Below are 18,945 nucleotides of genomic sequence, written 5' to 3' on the forward strand. Positions count from 1 at the left end.
TATGAGTCATAAATCAAACTCATTAAAACAGTTAGCGCTCCAAAAATTTAAAAAGAATTTTTGGGGCGTTTTTAGTTTTTATTTTATAATATTTATTGGGTTGGTTTCGGTGTTTGCATATGCGTTTGCTCCCGATAGTTCGCAATATGCCAACCAAATGCATTTAGCAATTCACTCGAAAAAACCAGGGTTTAAAGTTAGCATGCTCACTATTCCATCACAACTAGAAACCAATCAAAGTGGTTTTGATAAATTATTTTTCGGGAAGAAAAATGCCGATTCTGAAATTCCTATTTCAGTATTTAAAATTGAAAACGACATGTTAACCTATAAAGAATATGCTTCTGATGGGTTAGAAGGTGTTGAAAAAACGATGCGTATTACTGAGTTTCCTAATAACAATCCCGAAACTTTTATTAAAGAAAAAACCTTTCTTTTTGGCACCGATAAATATGGTCGCGATTTATTAAGTCGGGTTTTAGTAGGCGCCAGAATCTCTTTTTTTATAGGTTTTGTAGCAGTATTTATATCGTTGGTAGTTGGCATTTTTATGGGAAGTATCGCAGGCTATTTTGGAGGTAAAGTAGATGCACTTATTATGTGGGTTATTAACGTAACCTGGTCTATACCAACATTATTATTGGTTATTGCCATTACTTTAGCTTTAGGAAAAGGGTTTTGGCAAGTATTTATTGCGGTGGGTTTAACCATGTGGGTTGAAGTGGCTAGGGTGGTACGTGGTCAAATAATTAGTGCCAAAGAAATGCAATACGTTACTGCAGCCAGAGCTTTAGGTTTTAATAATTATAGAATTATTACCAAACATATTTTGCCCAATATTATGGCGCCTGTTATTGTAATTTCGGCAGCTAATTTTGCAGCAGCTATTTTAATTGAAAGTGGTTTAAGCTTTCTAGGTATTGGTGCGCAACCACCTATGGCAAGTTGGGGAGCCATGATAAAAGATCACTACAATTATATCATTCTAGGAAAGCCTTATTTAGCGATTATCCCCGGACTTTGTATTATGAGTTTGGTGATGGCATTTATGCTTATTGGTAATGCGTTGCGCGATGCTTTGGATGTGAAGGGGTAATGTTTAGATGTTATATTCGTTAATAAGTAACTATTAGATGGCTGTGTTGGTTGCGTTTTTTTTATAAATATATTCCATAATGAAACAAAATAATATTATTCCAACTGCTACTATTACTCCAGTTTTATTTTTGTGAAATTGTTGTATCAATAAAGTAAAAAACGCTAATAAGCAAAGAACGCTTGCTATTAAAGATATGCTTTTTTTCGACTTCAATTCGTTGTGTTTTTTAAAGGCAATATAATTCACAATAGCAAAAATCAACAGAAATCCTGCGCTTCCTGCAGTCGAGATACTTTCTAAGTTAAATAGGTTTACCAATATAATGGATAAGATTGCTGTTATAAGAAAACCAATAGGTTTGCCCCAAAATTTGTGACAAAAATATCTGGGTAATTCTTGGTCTTCTGCTATGTCGTAGTTTACCCTGCCACTTCCTAAAACGGTAGCATTAATAGCAGAAAAAGTAGAAATCAATGCCGTAATGGTAATAATGGTGAACCCTATTTTGCCTAACGTTGGTTCTGCTGCTTTAGCAAGAACGTAATCTTGGGCATTTGCAATTTCTTTAAATGCTAAAGAGCCAACTGTTACAATTGCAATTAAAATATATAATACAATAACAAATCCTACGGCTCCAAAATATGCCTTTTCGGTATTTTTTTCTTTATCCTTTAAATCAGATATGGAATTGGCTATCAATTCAAAACCTTCATATGCAACAAATATCACCATACCTCCAGATAGTATTAAAATTGGGCTTTCCCAATTTTTGGGTGATAATTGTGCTATATTTTCAGAATTTATTGAAAGTCCATAAAACCCTATTCCTAAAAAAGCTATCAAAATCAATAATTTTATTACTACTGCAATCGATTCTATTCCGCTTACCAGTTTTACGCTTAAATAATTAATTAATAATGCAATTGTTAATATAGATGTTTGAAAAATATGAATATCAAATTTTTTAGAATCGGTTAAAGAAATCAATTCGGCAGCATAAGAACCAAATGCAGATGAATAGAGGGCAAGCATTACTATATAACTTATCCATAGTAAATTATTGATCCCTCCTGCAAGTATGCCGTTTCCATATTGTTGGTGTACAAACTTTACAGTTCCACCATTTTCTGGATACTTTTTTGAAAGTTTTGCATAAGAATAAGCTGTTAATAATGCGATAATACCAGCAAATAAAAAAGCTAGTGGTGTTCCGCCTTTAGCGAGTGAAACAGCAAGTCCCAAAACTGCAAAAATTCCGCCGCCAACCATTCCTCCTATACCAATAGAAATAGCATCTTTTAGTCCAATTTTTTTATCCATATTTTATTTTGAATTTTAAAAATAGGAATTTTTTGCTTACAATTAAGGATGTTTAGTTGACTAAAAAGAAATTTAAAATAGAAAAGTTTAAAAGAATTTAATCTGATTTATTGTTCAATAAACAAACAAGATTCAATTGTATAATTTTTTCTGAGGCAACTAGTTAATTACTCACATTTAGTAAAAAGCTTTTTAATTTTTCATATTTGGTTATATAAAAGGAAGTCCATAATAAGGACCATATAACTAACCCCATAAAAGCATATAGTGCTATTTTGTGGTTGTTGAAATAAATTATAAAACTCAAGGCTAATATGACGATGCTGTTGATTAAAAACGCATTTTTTATACTTGTGTTTATAATGCCTGTTAAGCAATTCCAACCAACTAATTTGTTTATAATTATAGGCTTTTCAGGGTTTGAAAAGTCTATTAATAGTTGTTGAGAAAATTCCATGTTAATAATGATCTTGTCATTATTTCGCTGGTAATTGTAATCGAATTTTCTTAAAAAATTTTCAGTATTTTCAGGTTTCATTTCATAATGATTATTTGAAAAATAAAAATACCTATTTCTGCTAAGTGTTTGTTTTTGTTAATGTTAAGTAAATGTTATTTGTTGTGTGAAGCCTTAATGGAATAAGAGGGCAGAAATTTTGAATTTTAAAAAGTATCTAATTCCATATTGCTGTTCAGTTCATCAATATAATTTAAAACCTCGTCTTTTCCAGCTTCGTTGCTTGATGAGGTAATAAAGTAATTAGGCATGTCTTCCCAAGTTTCCAAAAGTACGTTTTTGTAGTCATCCACATGTCTTATAATAGCGTTGGGCTTTAGTTTGTCGGCTTTGGTGAAAATAATAGAAAACGGAATGCCATGTTCACCCAACCACTGCATGAATTCTAAATCGATGGGTTGTGGGTCGTGCCTAATATCTACTAAAACAAAAGCGGTTACTAGCTGTTCGCGTAAGCTAAAATATTGGGTGATAAATTTTTGAAACGTTTTTTTAGCATTTTTAGAAACACGCGCGTAACCATAACCAGGTAAATCTACCAAATGCCAATTTTTGTTTATTAAAAAATGATTGATAAGTTGCGTTTTTCCAGGTCTACCAGATGTTTTTGCTAAACTTTTTCGACTGGTAAGCATATTTATAAGCGACGATTTGCCTACGTTACTTCTTCCTATAAATGCGTATTCGGGTAGCAATCCTTTGGGGCATTTTTCTACATCGGAATTACTCATTACAAATTCGGCCGATTTTATATGCATGGAAAAAAAATTTTGTCATTCCCTCGAAGCAGGGAATTTTAATTAATTGAATTTTAAATTAAAGACCTCGTTTTTGCAACCAAGCATCTAATATTTGGTTAAACTCATCAGGGTGTTCCATCATAGCGGCATGCCCGCATTTGTCAATCCAAAACAATTCAGAATCTGGTAACAAATTATCGAATTCTACAGCGACTTGGGGTGGTGTTACATTATCATTTTTACCCCAAATAATACAAGTAGGAAGGTTCATTTTCGGTAAATCTTTAGCCATATTGTGTCGAATGGCACTTTTAGCAATGGCAAGGGTCTTTATAAGCTTGTTGCGGTCGTTTACAGTTTCATAAACTTCATCTACAATGTCTTTTGTCGCCACAGCAGGATCGTAAAAAACATCTTGAGCTTTCTTTTTAATAACCTCATAATCACTGCGTTTTGTGTAGCCTCCACCCATAGCACTTTCATATAAACCAGAACTTCCAGTTATAACCAATGCTTTAACTTTTTCAGGAAATAGTTTGGTGTGATATAGGCCAATGTGTCCTCCTAAAGAGTTTCCTAATAAAATAACTTCACTATAGCCTTTAAATTCTATAAAGTCATGTAAGTATTTGGCAAAACTTTTTACGTTGGTTTTTAGTAAAGACATGGTGTAAATAGGTAGCTCTGGAATGATAATTTTATATCCTTTTTGGCTAAAATATTTAGTTACTGATTCAAAATTACTTAATCCCCCCATGAGTCCGTGCAAAACTATGATTGGGGTGCCTTCACCTGCTTCAATATAGCTGTAATTTCTCTCTTTTTTTAAACGATGCGTCATTAATCGGTTGTCATTGCTTTAAAAACAAATATAGTTATTTCATTCATATTTCAATCATTTTATTGGTTCTCAAAAATAATATTTCCAAAAGAATATGTTAACAAACCCACAGCTCCTAAAAAGCAAGGTTTAATCTGTTGATACTAAGCGGTAGTGGGTATTGTTGCTGTGTAATAACATGAATAAACACCAATTAATCGAAAAATTATTAACAAAGTGGTACAAAGTGGTAAAAAGTGGTAAAATTTTCAATATATTTGAATTTCAAACTCTAAAAAGTTTTTAAATCACATTGGACTTATTAACAGGAACATACGATTGTAAAGTGGATGCTAAAGGCAGGTTGATGATGCCTTCTCCGCTTAAAAAGCAGCTGTCTTCGGTTTTGCCGGACGGGTTTGTGTTGCGTCGTTCGGTGTTTCAAAAGTGTTTAGAATTGTACCCAATGAGTGAGTGGCAGGTGTTGATGCAGAAAATGAACAAGCTTAATAGGTTTAATAAAAAGAACAACGATTTTATTCGTCGTTTTACTGCGGGTGTTAAAATGGTTGAGGTTGATGTGAATGGGCGCTTATTAATTCCGAAAGATTTAACTGTGTTTGCTAATATTTCAAAAGATATTGTGGTGGCTTCGGCTATTAATATTATTGAAATTTGGGATAAAGATTTATATGAACAAGCCATTGATGATGCGGCTCTAGATTTTGCAGATTTAGCTGAAGAAGTAATGGGACAAGATGAAGATGACCATGGAATATCATAACCCAGTATTGTTGAAAGAAACCGTTGATGGGTTGAATATCAATCCGGACGGGGTGTATGTAGATGTTACTTTTGGAGGTGGCGGACACAGTAAGGAAATATTAAAACGACTTGGCGATAAAGGTAAATTGTTTGCTTTTGATCAAGATTTAGATGCACTCGAAAATGCGATAGACGATTCAAGATTTACTTTAATAAATGAAAATTTTCGCTATATAAAACGCTTTTTGAGATTTCATGGTGTGAAAAAAGTAGATGGTGTTTTGGCAGATTTTGGTGTATCGTCCCACCAGTTTGATGTCGCTGAACGCGGATTTTCAACACGTTTTGAAGCTAATTTGGATATGCGCATGAATCAAGAAAGTGTCTTGTCTGCTTTTCAGGTGGTGAATAAATATGAAGAAGAACAATTGAAGCAAGTGTTTTTACAATATGGTGAATTACGAGCGGCACCAGCTATGGCACGATTAATTGTAGAGCAGAGAGAACTGCAACCCATAGTAACTAGTGAAGAACTAAAAGTAGTGTTGAAAAAGTTTTTGCCACCACGACATGAAAATAAGGTGTTGGCTCAAATATATCAAGCGATACGTATTGAAGTGAATCAGGAAATTGAAGCTTTAAAAGAGTTTTTAGAGCAAACACCTGAGATTTTAAATGAAGGAGGAAGGTTGAGTTTAATTTCGTATCACTCGTTGGAAGATCGTTTGGTAAAACGCTTTATAAGAAATGGCATGTTTGAAGGGGAGCCAGAGCGTGATATGTTTGGAAATTTTGAAGTGCCTCTTAAAAAAGTAAATGGATTGATAGTGCCTTCAAAAGAAGAAATTAAAATTAATAGTAGAGCAAGAAGTGCAAAGCTTCGAATTGCTGAAAAAATATAATTAGAAGTGACTAATCGGGGTTGAAGCCGAAATTCAACTATGAAAACAAACATCTATAAATTATTAAAAGGCACTTTTTTAGTAAGTGATGATTCTTTTAAGAATTGGAGGTTTATACTGTTTATTTCGGCTTTGGCTATTATAATGATTGCGAGTTCACACAGTGCCGATAAAAAGGTGTATGAAATAGCACGATTAAAAAATGAAGTAAGTGAAATGCGTTCTGCTTTTATCGATGGACGCTCAAGGCTTATGAAATTGAAAATGGAATCGAATGTTATGGGGGTTATGTTAGAAAAAGGTATTGCACCGTCAGTGATTCCTCCAAAAAAAATAAAAGTAAAATCTCAAAAGTAACGCATTAGTTAAATGGTAAGCGAAAAAAGTATATTGAACCGATTGTATTTTGTTGCAGGATGTATGTTCATCTTTGGGCTGGCCGTGGCATTCAAATTGGTTAGTATTCAGTTTTTTCAAGGTGATAAATATAAAGCCTTAGCAAGTGAACGTGTCGTTAAAAATGTGGTGATTCCGGCTAATAGAGGAAATGTCTATTCTGTGAAAGGAAATTTATTGGCAACATCCATTCCCAAATATGATATTAGGTTTGATGCCTTAACGCCTACAACAAAAACCTTTGAAAAATATGTGAAACCATTAAGCGATTCACTTTCAAAATATTCTAAAAAACCTTCTGGTTATTTTCAAAACGAACTTAGAAAAGCACGTGCTAATAAAAACAGATATTATTTAATAGCGCGCAATGTTGGATATTCAGATTATATCCGTTTAAGAAATTTCCCTTTGTTGGAATTAGGAGCTTTTAAAGGAGGTTTAATTGTAGAGCAAACCACTAAACGTGAGCATCCAATGGGTGGTATCGCGCAACGTTCTATTGGTTATGAACGTTTTGATGAAAAAGGAAATGTGACTAGAGCGGGTATTGATGGTGCTTTTGGAGTGAAGTATTTACGTGGAACCGATGGCCAACGAAAAAAACAACAAATTGGAAAAGGACAGTGGAAACCGTTGAACGACTCCAATGAAATTGATCCGAAAAACGGTTATGATGTATATACAACCATTGATGTTAATATTCAAGATATTGCCCACCATGCACTTTTAGAGCAATTGGAAAAATACAAAGCAGATCATGGTTGTGTAGTAGTAATGGAAACCAAAACGGGTGAAATTCGTGCTATTTCAAATTTAGGAAGAAACAATAGTGACGGCTTTTATTACGAGCGTTTAAATTATGCCGTTGGTGAAAGTCATGAGCCAGGTTCTACCTTTAAACTAATGGCTATTACTGCAGCATTGGAAGATAAAGTGGTCGATACATCTACAGTTGTTGATACTAAAAACGGAAGGTTGACTTTTTATGGTAAACATGTGGAGGATTCTAACCATAGGGGTTATGGTAAAATAACGCTTTCTAAGGCTTTTGAGCTTTCTTCTAATACAGGATTGGTGGCTGCAATTGATGAAGCCTACAGGAAAAATCCTAGCAAGTTTATAGACAGGTTGTACTCCATGAGTCTTAACGAAAGTTTGAATTTGCCTATTATAGGAGAAGGAAAGCCTATTATTCCAGACCCAAGAATTAAAAACGGGAGATGGAGTGGTATTGCGTTACAGTGGATGGCTTATGGTTACGGTGTGTCTTTTACACCACTTCAAACATTAACCTTTTATAATGCTATTGCTAATGATGGTGAAATGGTTAAACCTCAATTTTTAAGAGAAGTTAGGGAATTTGATGATGTGGTAGTGCCATTTAAAAAGGAAGTGATAAACAAGCAAATTTGTTCCAAAGAAACCATTTTAAAAGTAAAACAACTCCTTAAAAATGTGGTAGAAAAAGATCATGGAACGGGACATAGGTTGTATTCTGAAAATTTCTCTATGGCAGGGAAAACAGGAACTTGTCAAAAAGACTATGCCACCAAAGATAAACTGAGTTATATCTCATCGTTCGCTGGTTATTTTCCTGCTGAGAACCCAAAATACTCATGCATTGTGGTTATTCATGAACCCGATAAAAGCGTCGGGTATTATGGTGCCGATGTATCTGGGCCTGTATTCAAAAAAATAGCTCAAAAAATATTTACAGATACGCCTATTACAGATGAGGTGAGGTCTTTAAAGGTACGAGTTGCTTCCGTAGAAAACGAATACGAGAATTTCTATAAAACAGCTCAAACTTACAAAACCATCATGCCGAATGTGGTTGGTTTGCCAGCTATGGATGCTTTGGCTTTGTTAGAAAATATGCAAGTGAAGGTAAAAGTGAAATTAGAAGGGAGTGGCGTTGTTAAAAAACAATCCATCGAAAAAAATATAAAGTTAAAAACTAATCAAATCGTAGTATTAAAAGCTTCATGATCGCATTAAAAGACATATTGTATAAAGTAACTATTAACGCCGTGGCAGGTGCTACGGGTGTTAATATAACTGCTATCGATTTCGACTCTAGAAACATTAAGAGTGGTTATGTCTTTGTTGCTGTAAAAGGAAGTGTTTCAGATGGTCATAAATTTATTGATACTGCTATAAGTCAAGGAGCTGTGGCTATAGTATGTGAGGTTATGCCCGAAAAATTGATAGATGGTGTTACTTATGTAGAGGTAGATAATGCTAATAAAGCTTTAGCTATCATGGCTTCAAATTATTATGAAAATCCATCAGCAAATTTGCGTTTAGTTGGTGTTACTGGTACAAACGGAAAAACTACGGTCGCCAGTTTGTTATATCAGTTATTTAAAAAAGCTGGTTATAAAGTAGGTTTATTATCTACCGTTAAAATTATGGTTGATAATGACGAATATAAAGCAACGCATACAACGCCAGATTCATTAACTATTAATAAATATTTACAGTTAATGAATAATGAAGGTGTTGAGTTTTGTTTTATGGAAGTAAGCTCTCATGGTATTCATCAGTCAAGAACAGAGGGTTTGCATTTTGAAGGTGGCATTTTTACCAATTTAACGCACGATCATTTAGATTATCACAACACATTTGCGGAATACCGCGATGTAAAAAAAATGTTTTTTGATACACTTCCAGAAAAAGCATTTGCGCTTGTAAATACCGATGATAAGAATGGCTTGGTCATGTTGCAAAACACCAAAGCGCGAAAATATACTTATGCTTTAAAAGGATATGCCGATTATAAAGCCCAAATATTAGAAAACCAATTCAGTGGTTTGTTGTTGAAAATAAATGATGCTGAAGTTTGGACTCGTCTTATAGGGAATTTTAATGCTTACAATATTTTAGCAATTTATGGTACGGCGGAATTATTAGGTCTTGAAAAAGTTGAAATACTACGCTTAATAAGCGAATTAGAGAGTGTAAGTGGTCGTTTTCAGTATGTGATTTCAACAGAAAAAATCACTGCTATTGTTGATTATGCACATACGCCAGATGCGCTTAAGAACGTGTTGGAAACCATCAATAGCATCCGTACTAAAAATGAAGAGTTAATAACCGTTGTGGGCTGTGGTGGCGATAGAGATAAAACCAAGCGTCCAAAAATGGGACATATCGCGACCGCATTAAGTACTAAAGTGATTTTTACTAGTGATAATCCGCGTAGTGAAGAACCGGAAGCTATTTTAAAAGAGATTGAAAAAGGTGTAGAACCTCAAAATTATAAAAAAGCATTAACTATTACCGAAAGGCTTCAAGCTATAAAAACGGCATGCCAAATGGCACAACCTAATGATATTATTTTGATTGCTGGAAAAGGGCATGAAACTTATCAAGAAATAAAAGGCAGACGCTTTGATTTTGATGATTTTAAAATAGTGCAAGAATATTTAAAAGAGTTAAGTAAATAAAAAAAGTTAAGTCGGTTGTCGTAGAGCTGTTAAGCTGATTTATAGTCAACAACTGTACAACTAAGCAACTAACACAAACAATTAATAAAATGCTGTATTACCTATTTGATTATTTAGAAAAACAATTCCAAATTCCTGGAGCATCTCTTTTTGGGTTCATCACCTTTAGAGCAGCTTCCGCTATGATTTTGTCGTTGTTAATTTCTACCATATACGGTAAACGTATCATCCGTTTTTTGCAAAAACAACAAGTGGGTGAAACTATTAGAGATTTAGGTTTAGAAGGGCAAAGTGAAAAAGCAGGAACGCCAACTATGGGTGGAATTATTATTATTCTAGCCACATTAATTCCTGTGTTATTATTAGCGAAACTAAGCAATGTTTATATTGTTTTACTAATTGTTACCACGCTTTGGATGGGAACCATTGGTTTTATTGACGATTATATTAAAAAATTCAAAAAGGATAAAGAAGGTTTAAAAGGACGTTTTAAAGTATTAGGTCAAGTAGGTTTAGGAATTATTGTTGGAGCTACATTGTATTTTAGTCCCTATGCAACTATCAAAGAAAAACTGCCCATTGAAGTGCGCCAGCAAATGGTTGCCGAAAATCCCAATGTATCACCTACTAAGTTTTTTAAAGAAGAAGCAAAATCAACAAAAACAACCATTCCATTTGTTAAAGGAAATGAGTTTGATTATGCTAATATCATTACTTGGATTAACCCAGAATGGTCTAAGTATGCTTGGGTGATTTTTATTTTGGCATCTATTATTATTATTACTGCAGTATCAAATGGGGCTAATCTTACTGATGGCATTGATGGGCTTGCGGCGGGTACATCAGCCATTATCGTGCTAACTTTAGGGATTTTTGCTTTTGTGTCTGGACGTACCGATTTCTCTGATTATCTCAATATCATGTATATCCCAAATATTGGTGAAATCACCATTTATATTACTGCTTTTGTGGGGGCGCTTATTGGGTTTTTATGGTACAACACGTATCCAGCGCAAGTGTTTATGGGTGATACGGGGAGTTTAACTATTGGTGGAATTATCGCAGTTATTGCTATCGCCGTTCGTAAGGAATGGCTAATTCCTGTGTTGTGCGGCATCTTTTTAGCCGAAAATTTATCCGTCATTATGCAGGTGAGTTGGTTTAAGTATACCAAGAAAAAGTTTGGAGAAGGACGTCGCATTTTCAAAATGTCGCCATTGCATCATCATTATCAAAAATCTGGATATCACGAAAGTAAAATAGTAACCCGTTTTTGGATTATTGGAATTTTACTAGCAATACTTTCAATTGTGACTTTGAAAATTAGATAAAAGCCCATCTCTTAATCTCTTCCCAAAGGGAAGAGAAGCGATTGTGAATATGAAAAATGAATTAAAAAATGGAGATAGTTTGAAGCCCTCCTTTGGAGGGTTTGGGAGGCTTGTTGTTTTAGGTGGAGGCGAAAGTGGTGTTGGAACAGCACTTTTAGGGAAAGCAAAAGGTTACGACGTTTTTGTTTCTGATAAAGGAAAAATAAAAGAAAAGTACAAACAAGTTCTTATACATAATGAGATTGAATGGGAAGATGAAAAACATACAGAAGCTAAAATTCTGAATGCAGACATCATAATGAAAAGCCCTGGAATTCCAGACAAAGCGCCTTTGGTAAAACAAATTCGTGAGCAAGGGATTTTAGTAGTTTCAGAAATTGAATTTGCTTCCAAATATACCAACGCAACTATTGTTGGCATTACGGGAAGTAACGGTAAAACAACCACGGCAACCTTAACACATCATCTTTTGAAAGGAGAACTGGAAGTTGGTTTGGCAGGTAACATTGGCGATAGTTTTGCAAAACAAATTCTGGAAAAGGATTATCCTAATTACGTTTTGGAGATTAGTAGTTTTCAATTAGATGATATTGTTGATTTTAAACCACATATCGCTGTAATTACTAATATTTCACCCGATCATTTGGATAGATATGATTACAAATATGAAAATTATATCGCTTCAAAATTTAGAATTGCAGAAAATCAAACGAAAGAAGATTTTTTGATTTACGATGCTGATGATGAAGTGCTAACAATATGGTTAGCCGAACATCCAGTTCAATCCACATTATTGCCATTTTCATTGGTTAAAACAATAGAAAACGGAGCGTATTTAGAAAACGGAAATATAATAATAACAATAAATAACAATAAAATAATTATGCCAACAACAAGTCTAAAGTTAGAAGGAAATCACAACGTTAAAAATGCGATGGCTGCTTCTACTGTGGCTCATTTACTAAAAATTAGAAAGCAAACTATTCGTGAAAGTCTTGAGAATTTTCAAGGGGTAGAACACCGTTTGGAGCAAGTGCTTAAAATTAACAAAGTACAATACTTTAACGATTCTAAAGCAACTAATGTGAATGCAACTTATTACGCTTTAGAAAGTATGGATGCACCAACGGTTTGGATTGTTGGCGGTGTAGACAAAGGTAATAATTACGAAGAACTGTTTCCTTTTGTAAATGAAAAAGTGAAAGCAATTATTTGTTTAGGTGTTGATAATGAGAAGATTTTAAGTGCTTTTGGAGGTATGGTTGATGTTGTTGTTGAAACTCAGTTTATGAGTGAGGCTGTTAAAATAGCTTACAAACTAGCTGAAGCAGGTGATAATGTATTGCTTTCTCCAGCATGTGCAAGTTTCGATTTATTTGAAAATTACGAAGATAGAGGTCGTCAATTTAAAGAAGCAGTAAGGAATCTATAAAAAATAAACAGATGTTTTTCTGAAGAGAAAAGTGTCTAAGAAAAAATGGAAAACATATTAAATAACATAAAAGGCGATAGGTTAATTTGGGCAATAGTGGCGCTATTGGCAATAGTGTCGTTTTTACCTGTTTACAGTGCTGCTAGTAATTTGGCATACAAGAGCGTAGGCGGTAATACTTTTACGTTTTTTATTAAGCATTTAGTTCACTTAGGGTTAGGCTTTGGTATTATGTATGGGGTTCATAAAATTCCGTATAGATACTTTAAAGGTTTATCATTAGTTATGATTCCTATTGTGTTGGTTTTATTAGGAATCACCATGTTGCAAGGAACCACCATTGAGGGTGCAAACGCTAGCAGATGGATTCAAATACCCATAGTAGGTGTATCGTTTCAAACGTCCACATTAGCATCGGTGGTGCTTATGATTTATGTGGCGAGGTACATGTCTAAAATTAAAGATAAGGAAATCACATTCAAAAGTTCCATTTTGCCACTTTGGGTGCCTGTATTTATGATTTTAGCATTAATACTTCCTTCCAACTTTTCAACGACTGCTATTATGTTTTTAATGGTGTTGATATTGGTTTTTTTAGGAGGCTATCCACTTAGGTATATAGCTCTTATTTTGGGAATGGGTTTAGTAGGTCTGGTGCTTTTTATCATGTTGGCAAAATTAACAACAGGTCCCTTAAGTGTTAAGGTTGAAACTTGGGAAAATAGAATTAAAAATTATTCAAATGATGAAGATACCGAGGCGGATTATCAAATTGAAAAAGCTAAAATAGCCATTGCATCAGGCGATATTTTTGGTGTGGGGCCAGGTAAAAGTATTCAGAAAAACTTTTTACCACAATCTTCTTCCGATTTTATATTCGCTATCATTATTGAAGAATATGGACTTTTAGGAGGTTTTTTTATCATGATACTGTATTTGTGGTTACTATTTAGAATTGTTATAGTAGCCCAAAAATCAGACACAGTTTTTGGTAAATTATTAGTTCTGGGTGTTGGGCTTCCAATTGTAGTTCAGGCATTAATAAATATGGCAGTTGCAGTAGAATTGTTTCCCGTTACAGGGCAAACCCTGCCTTTAATAAGTAGTGGGGGAACATCTATTTGGATGACCTGTTTAGCATTAGGAATTATATTAAGCGTAAGTGCTAAACGTGAAGAAATAAAAGAACAAGAAAGTATAGAAGATAATCCGTTAGAAATATTAAGCGAAGCGATTTGATAAATTATGATATACGATTATTGAATTACGATTTGTAAAATGAAAGAAGCATTAAAAAATAGAACTAAAAAATTTGCATCAGATTGTTGGAATTTGTGTGCTAAGTTTCCTGTTTCTAGAGAATATAATGCTTATTGTAATCAGTTAATTAGGTGTTCTAGTTCGGTTGGAGCAAATTATAGAGCCGCTTGTAGAGCAAAATCGGATGCGGATTTTATAAATAAGCTTAAAATAGTTGAGGAAGAAGCGGATGAAAGCATGTATTTCTTAGAATTATTATTAGATGTATCTGGAAAAGAACAAGAAGAAATGAAGAGATTGCATAAAGAAGGAAATGAATTATTCTCAATTGTAGTTGCGTCTATAAAAACGATGCGAAATCGTAAATCGTAAATTGTGAATCAAAAATCAAAAACATATAAAATCATATTATCCGGTGGCGGAACAGGTGGTCATATCTACCCAGCCATTGCTATTGCAAACGAATTAAAACTACGTTTTCCAGATGCTGAATTTTTGTTTGTAGGAGCCAAAGATAGAATGGAAATGGAAAAAGTGCCGCAAGCGGGCTATGAAATTAAAGGTCTTTGGATTTCAGGAATTCAGCGCAAGTTAACAGTAACAAACTTGAAATTTCCATTGAAACTAATTAGTAGTCTTTGGAATGCGCGACAAATTGTGAAATCGTTTAAACCCGATGTAGCTATAGGTACTGGGGGTTTTGCTAGTGGACCGTTGTTGCAGGTGGCTGCGGCAAAAAACATTCCTTATTTGATACAAGAACAAAATTCATATCCTGGTATCACCAATAAAATGTTAGCTAAAAAAGCCAAAAAAATTTGTGTGGCTTATGATGGGTTAGAGCGTTTCTTCCCAAAAGATAAAATAATAAAAACAGGTAACCCTGTGCGCAAAGGGTTGTTGGATATTGAATCTAAAACAGTTGAAGCTAAAGAGTTTTTCAATTTAAAACAAGGTAAATACACCTTATTGGTTTTGGGAGGCAGTTTAGGGGCGAGACGTGTAAATCAATTAATAGAAAAGAAATTAGACTTTTTTGACACCCAAAATGTACAAGTAATATGGCAATGTGGCAAGTTGTATTACAGTCAATACAAAATTTATAATAATACAAACAACGTACAGGTTTATGAATTTTTAAATAATATGGACCTAGCTTATGCGGCTGCGGATATTGTGATTTCAAGAGCAGGTGCAAGCTCTGTTTCAGAGCTTTGTATTGTAGGTAAGCCTGTTATTTTTGTGCCTTCTCCCAATGTGGCTGAAGATCATCAAACAAAAAATGCCATGGCTATTGTAGATAAAGAGGCTGCCATGATTATTAAAGAAGAGGATTTAGATGCCGATTTCGAAAATAAATTTTCACAGCTTATAGCCTCGCCAGAAAAGCAAAATAAGTTGGGTGATAATATAAAAAAGTTGGCATTAGTGAATGCAACAAACCAAATAGTAGATGAAGTTGAAAAGCTTCTTAGATTAAAAAAATGAATTTAAACAGCATACATAACGTTTATTTTGTAGGTATCGGAGGTATCGGTATGAGTGCTTTGGCTCGTTATTTTGTGGCTAACGGGAAAGTGGTAGCGGGTTACGATAAAACGCCTTCTGAAATCACTGATAGCTTGGTGGCGTTGGGTGTTGAAATTCATTTTGAAGATGCTGTTGAAAATATTCCTCAAAGTTGTTTAAATATTGAAAATACGTTAGTTGTTTACACGCCAGCAATACCAAAAAATCATATTGAATTTGAGTATTTTAAAACTAATAATTTTCAAATTCTTAAAAGATCTCAAATTTTAGGACTCATAACGGAGAATACGTTTTGTTTAGCGGTTGCAGGTACTCATGGAAAAACAACCACATCGAGTATTTTAGGGCACTTATTGTATGAATGTAATGTGCCACTAACCGCATTCTTAGGGGGTATTTGTGAAAATTATAATTCTAATTTAATTCTGAATGGTACGGAGGTTTCGGTAGTTGAAGCAGATGAATTTGATCGTTCATTTTTAACCTTATCACCCAATTTGGCCTGTATTACTTCTATGGATGCAGATCATTTAGATATTTATGGTGATGCTTCAGAATTAATAAAATCATTCAAAGATTTTTCAAAAAGAATTAAACCTAACGGAAAATTGTTTGTAAAAAATGGTTTGCCAATTCAAGGTATAACGTATGGTATTGAAGATGATTCCGATTATTCAGTTCAAAACATAAAAATAGAAAATGGCTCTTATGTTTTTGATGTGAAAACGCCAAAAACAGTGCTTAAAAATTTACAGTTTAATTTACCTGGTCGGCATAATTTATCGAATGCGCTAATAGCTTTGGCAATGGCATTGGAATATGGTTGTGAACATGAAGATTTGGCTAAAGGGTTAGCGTCTTTTAAAGGGGTTAAGCGCAGATTTACATATCAAATTAAAACAGACAATTTTGTTTATATAGATGATTATGCGCACCACCCTGAAGAAATAAATGCAGTGCACCAAGCGGTTAGGGAAATGTATCCCGGTAAAAAAGTATTGGCTATTTTTCAACCGCATTTGTTTAGTAGAACTCGCGATTTTGTTGATGACTTTGCTAAAAGCCTTTCGAAGTTTGATGAGGTTTTGTTGTTGGATATTTATCCAGCCAGAGAATTGCCAATGGAAGGAGTTACATCGGCATGGTTATTAAGTAAAATGACGAATGAAAATAAACAACTAATAAATAAATCAGATTTATTACAAAAAATACAAGAAAGTGATGCAACCATTGTATTAACTATTGGAGCAGGCGATATAGGTGAAGAAGTAAAACACATTAAAAATAAATTTAGTCTTGAAAATTAACTGGAACTACATAAAAATGTTTGTGTTACTAGGTTTAGTAATTTTTCTTTTTGCTTTCTCATCAGCAAGAAATTCGGCGCGATTAGTGTCCAGTCCTCAAATTAAATTTGTTGGAGAAAACAACCTGTTTATAACAAATGAGAATGTTAGTAAATTGTTAATACAAAATTTTAAAGGTCTTGAAAATATACCTAAAGAAACTTTAGTTTTGAATGAGTTAGAAATCGCCCTGAAATCTAGTCCCATGATAAAAAAGGCTGAAGTGTATGTCGCTGTAAATGGCACACTTAACGCCGAAATTGAACAGAAAACGCCTATAGCAAGAGTAAGTACAAATGTATCTTATTATATAGACGATGACGGTTTATACATGCCTTTGTCTAGTAATTTTTCTGCTAGAGTGCCACTGGTTACTGGTTTTGTTGAAAAAAATAATTTAAAAAACATTTATATAGTTGCAAGTAAAATTAATAATGATGAATTTTTAAAGAAGCATGTTGTAGAAATTCATCAAGGCATGGATAAGTTTATTTATTTAAAACTTAGACACTGCCAATTTTTAGTGCAATTAGGAGATGTTTCATCTATAGATAAAAAAGTGAATAACCTTAAAGCGTTTTATCAAAAAAATTTAAAAGAAAAAACGCTCGATAGTTATAGCAAAGTCAATTTGCAGTTTGATAACCAAGTAGTATGTACCAAAATATAAGCCATGGAGCATAATTTAGCAGTAGGATTAGACATAGGAACCACAAAAATTGTGGCTATGATTGGTCGTAAAAACGAGTACGGAAAAGTTGAAATTTTAGGTATAGGTAAATCTAAAAGCTTGGGTGTGCATCGTGGTGTGGTAAATAATATTACCCAAACTATTCAATCTATACAACAAGCGGTACAAGAAGCAGAAGCCGCTTCAGATATGAAAATTGAAGGTGTTACCGTTGGTATAGCAGGGCAACACATTCGCAGTTTACAGCACAGTGATTATATAACCAGAGCAAATGCAGAAACGGTTATAGATGATGAAGATATTGATAGGTTAATAAACCAAGTACATAAATTAGTAATGCTTCCTGGAGAAGAAATCATTCATGTATTGCCACAAGAATACAAAGTAGATGGTCAAGGTGAAATTAAAGAACCTATCGGCATGTATGGAGGTCGTTTAGAAGCGAACTTTCATGTAGTAGTTGGGCAAGTATCGTCTATACGGAACGTAGGACGTTGTATTCAAAGCTCGGGTTTAAATTTAGAAGGCATTACGTTAGAACCTTTAGCATCAGCCAATGCGGTTTTAAGTCAGGAAGAAAAAGAAGCAGGCGTAGCATTAATTGATATAGGTGGAGGTACTACCGATTTAGCTATTTTCAGAGACGGAATCATTCGTCATACCGCTGTAATCCCTTTCGGTGGAAATGTAATTACTGAAGATATTAAAGAAGGTTGTTCCATCATTGAAAAACAAGCCGAATTATTAAAGATAAAATTTGGTTCTGCATGGCCAGGAGAAAATAAGGATAACGAGATTGTATCCATTCCAGGTTTACGTGGCAGAGAACCAAAGGAGATAACCCTCAAAAATCTCTCTAAAATAATTCATGCGCGTATAGTTGAAATTATTGAGCAAGTGTATGTAGAAATTAAAAACTACGGACACGAAGAGCAAAAGAAAAAATTGATTGCTGGTATCGTTTTAACAGGTGGCGGCGCACAATTAAAACATTTAAAACAGTTAGTAGAATATATCACCGGTATGGATACCAGAATAGGCTACCCAAACGAACATTTAGCAGGCGATAGCGATGAGGACATTACAAGCCCATTATATGCAACAGCCGTAGGTTTGGTTTTAGATGGTTTAAAGCGTAATGAACGTAAAAAAGTTGAACTGCAGCAAGAGAAAAAACATGAGGCTAAAGAAGAAGAAAAGCCTATTGAAGAAATTAAAGAAAAACCAGTAAAAGAACGTCGTTCTTTTCTAGACAAATTAACAGAGCGTGTCAAAGATTTTTTAGATAACGCAGAGTAGCACAAAATCCATTGAATAAAAATAATTATAAAAGTATAATACCAGTAA

At 34.0% G+C, this 18,945-nt stretch carries 17 protein-coding genes; 14 read left to right on the forward strand and 3 right to left on the reverse strand.

Annotated elements, in window-relative coordinates:
* The first annotated feature begins 1 nt into the window (after position 1).
* Positions 2 to 1,096: an ABC transporter permease gene (locus tag EV196_RS09340; RefSeq protein WP_132217493.1), complete on the forward strand. Its 1,095-nt coding sequence runs from the start codon at positions 2 to 4 to the stop codon at positions 1,094 to 1,096.
* A gap of 33 nt (positions 1,097 to 1,129) precedes the next feature.
* On the opposite strand, the gene EV196_RS09345 is transcribed toward EV196_RS09340, so the two are convergent.
* The 3 genes from EV196_RS09345 to EV196_RS09355 all read right to left on the reverse strand — a co-directional run bounded on the left by EV196_RS09345 (position 1,130) and on the right by EV196_RS09355 (position 4,517).
* A complete protein-coding gene (locus EV196_RS09345) occupies positions 1,130 to 2,419 on the reverse strand; it encodes an APC family permease (protein WP_132217494.1) in 1,290 nt (429 codons plus the stop codon).
* Positions 2,420 to 3,082: 663 nt separating this feature from the next.
* On the reverse strand, positions 3,083 to 3,694 hold the full coding sequence (gene yihA / locus EV196_RS09350; protein WP_132217495.1) for a ribosome biogenesis GTP-binding protein YihA/YsxC: 612 nt from the start codon (positions 3,692 to 3,694) through the stop codon (positions 3,083 to 3,085).
* A gap of 58 nt (positions 3,695 to 3,752) precedes the next feature.
* The gene (locus EV196_RS09355; RefSeq protein ID WP_132217496.1) at positions 3,753 to 4,517 is read right to left on the reverse strand and encodes an alpha/beta fold hydrolase; all 765 of its coding nucleotides are present in this window, start codon (positions 4,515 to 4,517) and stop codon (positions 3,753 to 3,755) included.
* Positions 4,518 to 4,809: 292 nt separating this feature from the next.
* Here EV196_RS09355 and mraZ point away from each other — a divergent pair, with 292 nt between their 5' ends.
* The 13 genes from mraZ to ftsA all read left to right on the forward strand — a co-directional run bounded on the left by mraZ (position 4,810) and on the right by ftsA (position 18,897).
* Positions 4,810 to 5,280 carry a division/cell wall cluster transcriptional repressor MraZ gene (gene mraZ, locus EV196_RS09360; RefSeq protein ID WP_132217497.1) on the forward strand — a complete coding sequence of 157 codons (471 nt, stop codon included), beginning with the start codon at positions 4,810 to 4,812 and terminating at the stop codon, positions 5,278 to 5,280.
* Positions 5,255 to 6,163, forward strand: a complete 909-nt coding sequence (gene rsmH / locus EV196_RS09365; RefSeq protein ID WP_207902844.1) for a 16S rRNA (cytosine(1402)-N(4))-methyltransferase RsmH — start codon at positions 5,255 to 5,257, stop codon at positions 6,161 to 6,163. Before mraZ ends, rsmH begins: the two co-directional genes overlap by 26 nt.
* A gap of 39 nt (positions 6,164 to 6,202) precedes the next feature.
* Complete coding sequence (locus tag EV196_RS09370; RefSeq protein WP_132217499.1) at positions 6,203 to 6,520, forward strand: FtsL-like putative cell division protein; 318 nt, start codon at positions 6,203 to 6,205, stop codon at positions 6,518 to 6,520.
* Positions 6,521 to 6,532: 12 nt separating this feature from the next.
* Complete coding sequence (locus tag EV196_RS09375) at positions 6,533 to 8,548, forward strand: penicillin-binding protein (protein WP_243652218.1); 2,016 nt, start codon at positions 6,533 to 6,535, stop codon at positions 8,546 to 8,548.
* The gene (locus tag EV196_RS09380) at positions 8,545 to 10,008 is read left to right on the forward strand and encodes a UDP-N-acetylmuramoyl-L-alanyl-D-glutamate--2,6-diaminopimelate ligase (protein WP_132217500.1); all 1,464 of its coding nucleotides are present in this window, start codon (positions 8,545 to 8,547) and stop codon (positions 10,006 to 10,008) included. The genes EV196_RS09375 and EV196_RS09380 overlap by 4 nt, the downstream gene beginning before the upstream one ends.
* 89 nt (positions 10,009 to 10,097) lie before the next feature.
* Positions 10,098 to 11,339: a phospho-N-acetylmuramoyl-pentapeptide-transferase gene (gene mraY, locus EV196_RS09385; protein ID WP_132217501.1), complete on the forward strand. Its 1,242-nt coding sequence runs from the start codon at positions 10,098 to 10,100 to the stop codon at positions 11,337 to 11,339.
* Positions 11,340 to 11,388: 49 nt separating this feature from the next.
* A complete protein-coding gene (gene murD / locus EV196_RS09390; RefSeq protein WP_132217502.1) occupies positions 11,389 to 12,771 on the forward strand; it encodes a UDP-N-acetylmuramoyl-L-alanine--D-glutamate ligase in 1,383 nt (460 codons plus the stop codon).
* Positions 12,772 to 12,816: 45 nt separating this feature from the next.
* A complete protein-coding gene (locus EV196_RS09395; RefSeq protein WP_132217503.1) occupies positions 12,817 to 14,010 on the forward strand; it encodes an FtsW/RodA/SpoVE family cell cycle protein in 1,194 nt (397 codons plus the stop codon).
* A 39-nt stretch (positions 14,011 to 14,049) separates the two neighbouring features.
* Entirely contained in the window at positions 14,050 to 14,403 is a 354-nt protein-coding gene (locus EV196_RS09400; RefSeq protein ID WP_132217504.1) for a four helix bundle protein, read from the forward strand.
* 3 nt (positions 14,404 to 14,406) lie between these two features.
* On the forward strand, positions 14,407 to 15,519 hold the full coding sequence (murG, locus tag EV196_RS09405; RefSeq protein ID WP_394343243.1) for an undecaprenyldiphospho-muramoylpentapeptide beta-N-acetylglucosaminyltransferase: 1,113 nt from the start codon (positions 14,407 to 14,409) through the stop codon (positions 15,517 to 15,519).
* A complete protein-coding gene (murC, locus tag EV196_RS09410) occupies positions 15,516 to 16,868 on the forward strand; it encodes a UDP-N-acetylmuramate--L-alanine ligase (protein ID WP_132217506.1) in 1,353 nt (450 codons plus the stop codon). Before murG ends, murC begins: the two co-directional genes overlap by 4 nt.
* Entirely contained in the window at positions 16,858 to 17,577 is a 720-nt protein-coding gene (locus EV196_RS09415) for a cell division protein FtsQ/DivIB (RefSeq protein WP_132217507.1), read from the forward strand. The genes murC and EV196_RS09415 overlap by 11 nt, the downstream gene beginning before the upstream one ends.
* Positions 17,578 to 17,580: 3 nt before the next feature.
* Positions 17,581 to 18,897, forward strand: a complete 1,317-nt coding sequence (ftsA, locus tag EV196_RS09420) for a cell division protein FtsA (protein WP_132217508.1) — start codon at positions 17,581 to 17,583, stop codon at positions 18,895 to 18,897.
* Positions 18,898 to 18,945 lie beyond the last annotated feature (48 nt).

Source organism: Mariniflexile fucanivorans (genome assembly GCF_004341235.1).
GTDB lineage: Bacteria > Bacteroidota > Bacteroidia > Flavobacteriales > Flavobacteriaceae > Mariniflexile > Mariniflexile fucanivorans.

What these genes read in the sequence shown, in the direction of transcription:
- ftsA (WP_132217508.1), top strand. Translation starts at nt 17,581, where the DNA reads ATGGAGCATAATTTAGCAGTAGGATTAGACATAGGAACCACAAAAATT.
- mraY (WP_132217501.1), top strand. Translation starts at nt 10,098, where the DNA reads ATGCTGTATTACCTATTTGATTATTTAGAAAAACAATTCCAAATTCCT.
- EV196_RS09340 (WP_132217493.1), top strand. Translation starts at nt 2, where the DNA reads ATGAGTCATAAATCAAACTCATTAAAACAGTTAGCGCTCCAAAAATTT.
- EV196_RS09345 (WP_132217494.1), bottom strand. Translation starts at nt 2,419, where the DNA reads ATGGATAAAAAAATTGGACTAAAAGATGCTATTTCTATTGGTATAGGA.
- murD (WP_132217502.1), top strand. Translation starts at nt 11,389, where the DNA reads ATGAAAAATGAATTAAAAAATGGAGATAGTTTGAAGCCCTCCTTTGGA.
- EV196_RS09355 (WP_132217496.1), bottom strand. Translation starts at nt 4,517, where the DNA reads ATGACGCATCGTTTAAAAAAAGAGAGAAATTACAGCTATATTGAAGCA.
- yihA (WP_132217495.1), bottom strand. Translation starts at nt 3,694, where the DNA reads ATGCATATAAAATCGGCCGAATTTGTAATGAGTAATTCCGATGTAGAA.
- EV196_RS09380 (WP_132217500.1), top strand. Translation starts at nt 8,545, where the DNA reads ATGATCGCATTAAAAGACATATTGTATAAAGTAACTATTAACGCCGTG.
- rsmH (WP_207902844.1), top strand. Translation starts at nt 5,255, where the DNA reads ATGAAGATGACCATGGAATATCATAACCCAGTATTGTTGAAAGAAACC.
- EV196_RS09395 (WP_132217503.1), top strand. Translation starts at nt 12,817, where the DNA reads ATGGAAAACATATTAAATAACATAAAAGGCGATAGGTTAATTTGGGCA.
- EV196_RS09375 (WP_243652218.1), top strand. Translation starts at nt 6,533, where the DNA reads ATGGTAAGCGAAAAAAGTATATTGAACCGATTGTATTTTGTTGCAGGA.
- murC (WP_132217506.1), top strand. Translation starts at nt 15,516, where the DNA reads ATGAATTTAAACAGCATACATAACGTTTATTTTGTAGGTATCGGAGGT.
- EV196_RS09370 (WP_132217499.1), top strand. Translation starts at nt 6,203, where the DNA reads ATGAAAACAAACATCTATAAATTATTAAAAGGCACTTTTTTAGTAAGT.
- EV196_RS09400 (WP_132217504.1), top strand. Translation starts at nt 14,050, where the DNA reads ATGAAAGAAGCATTAAAAAATAGAACTAAAAAATTTGCATCAGATTGT.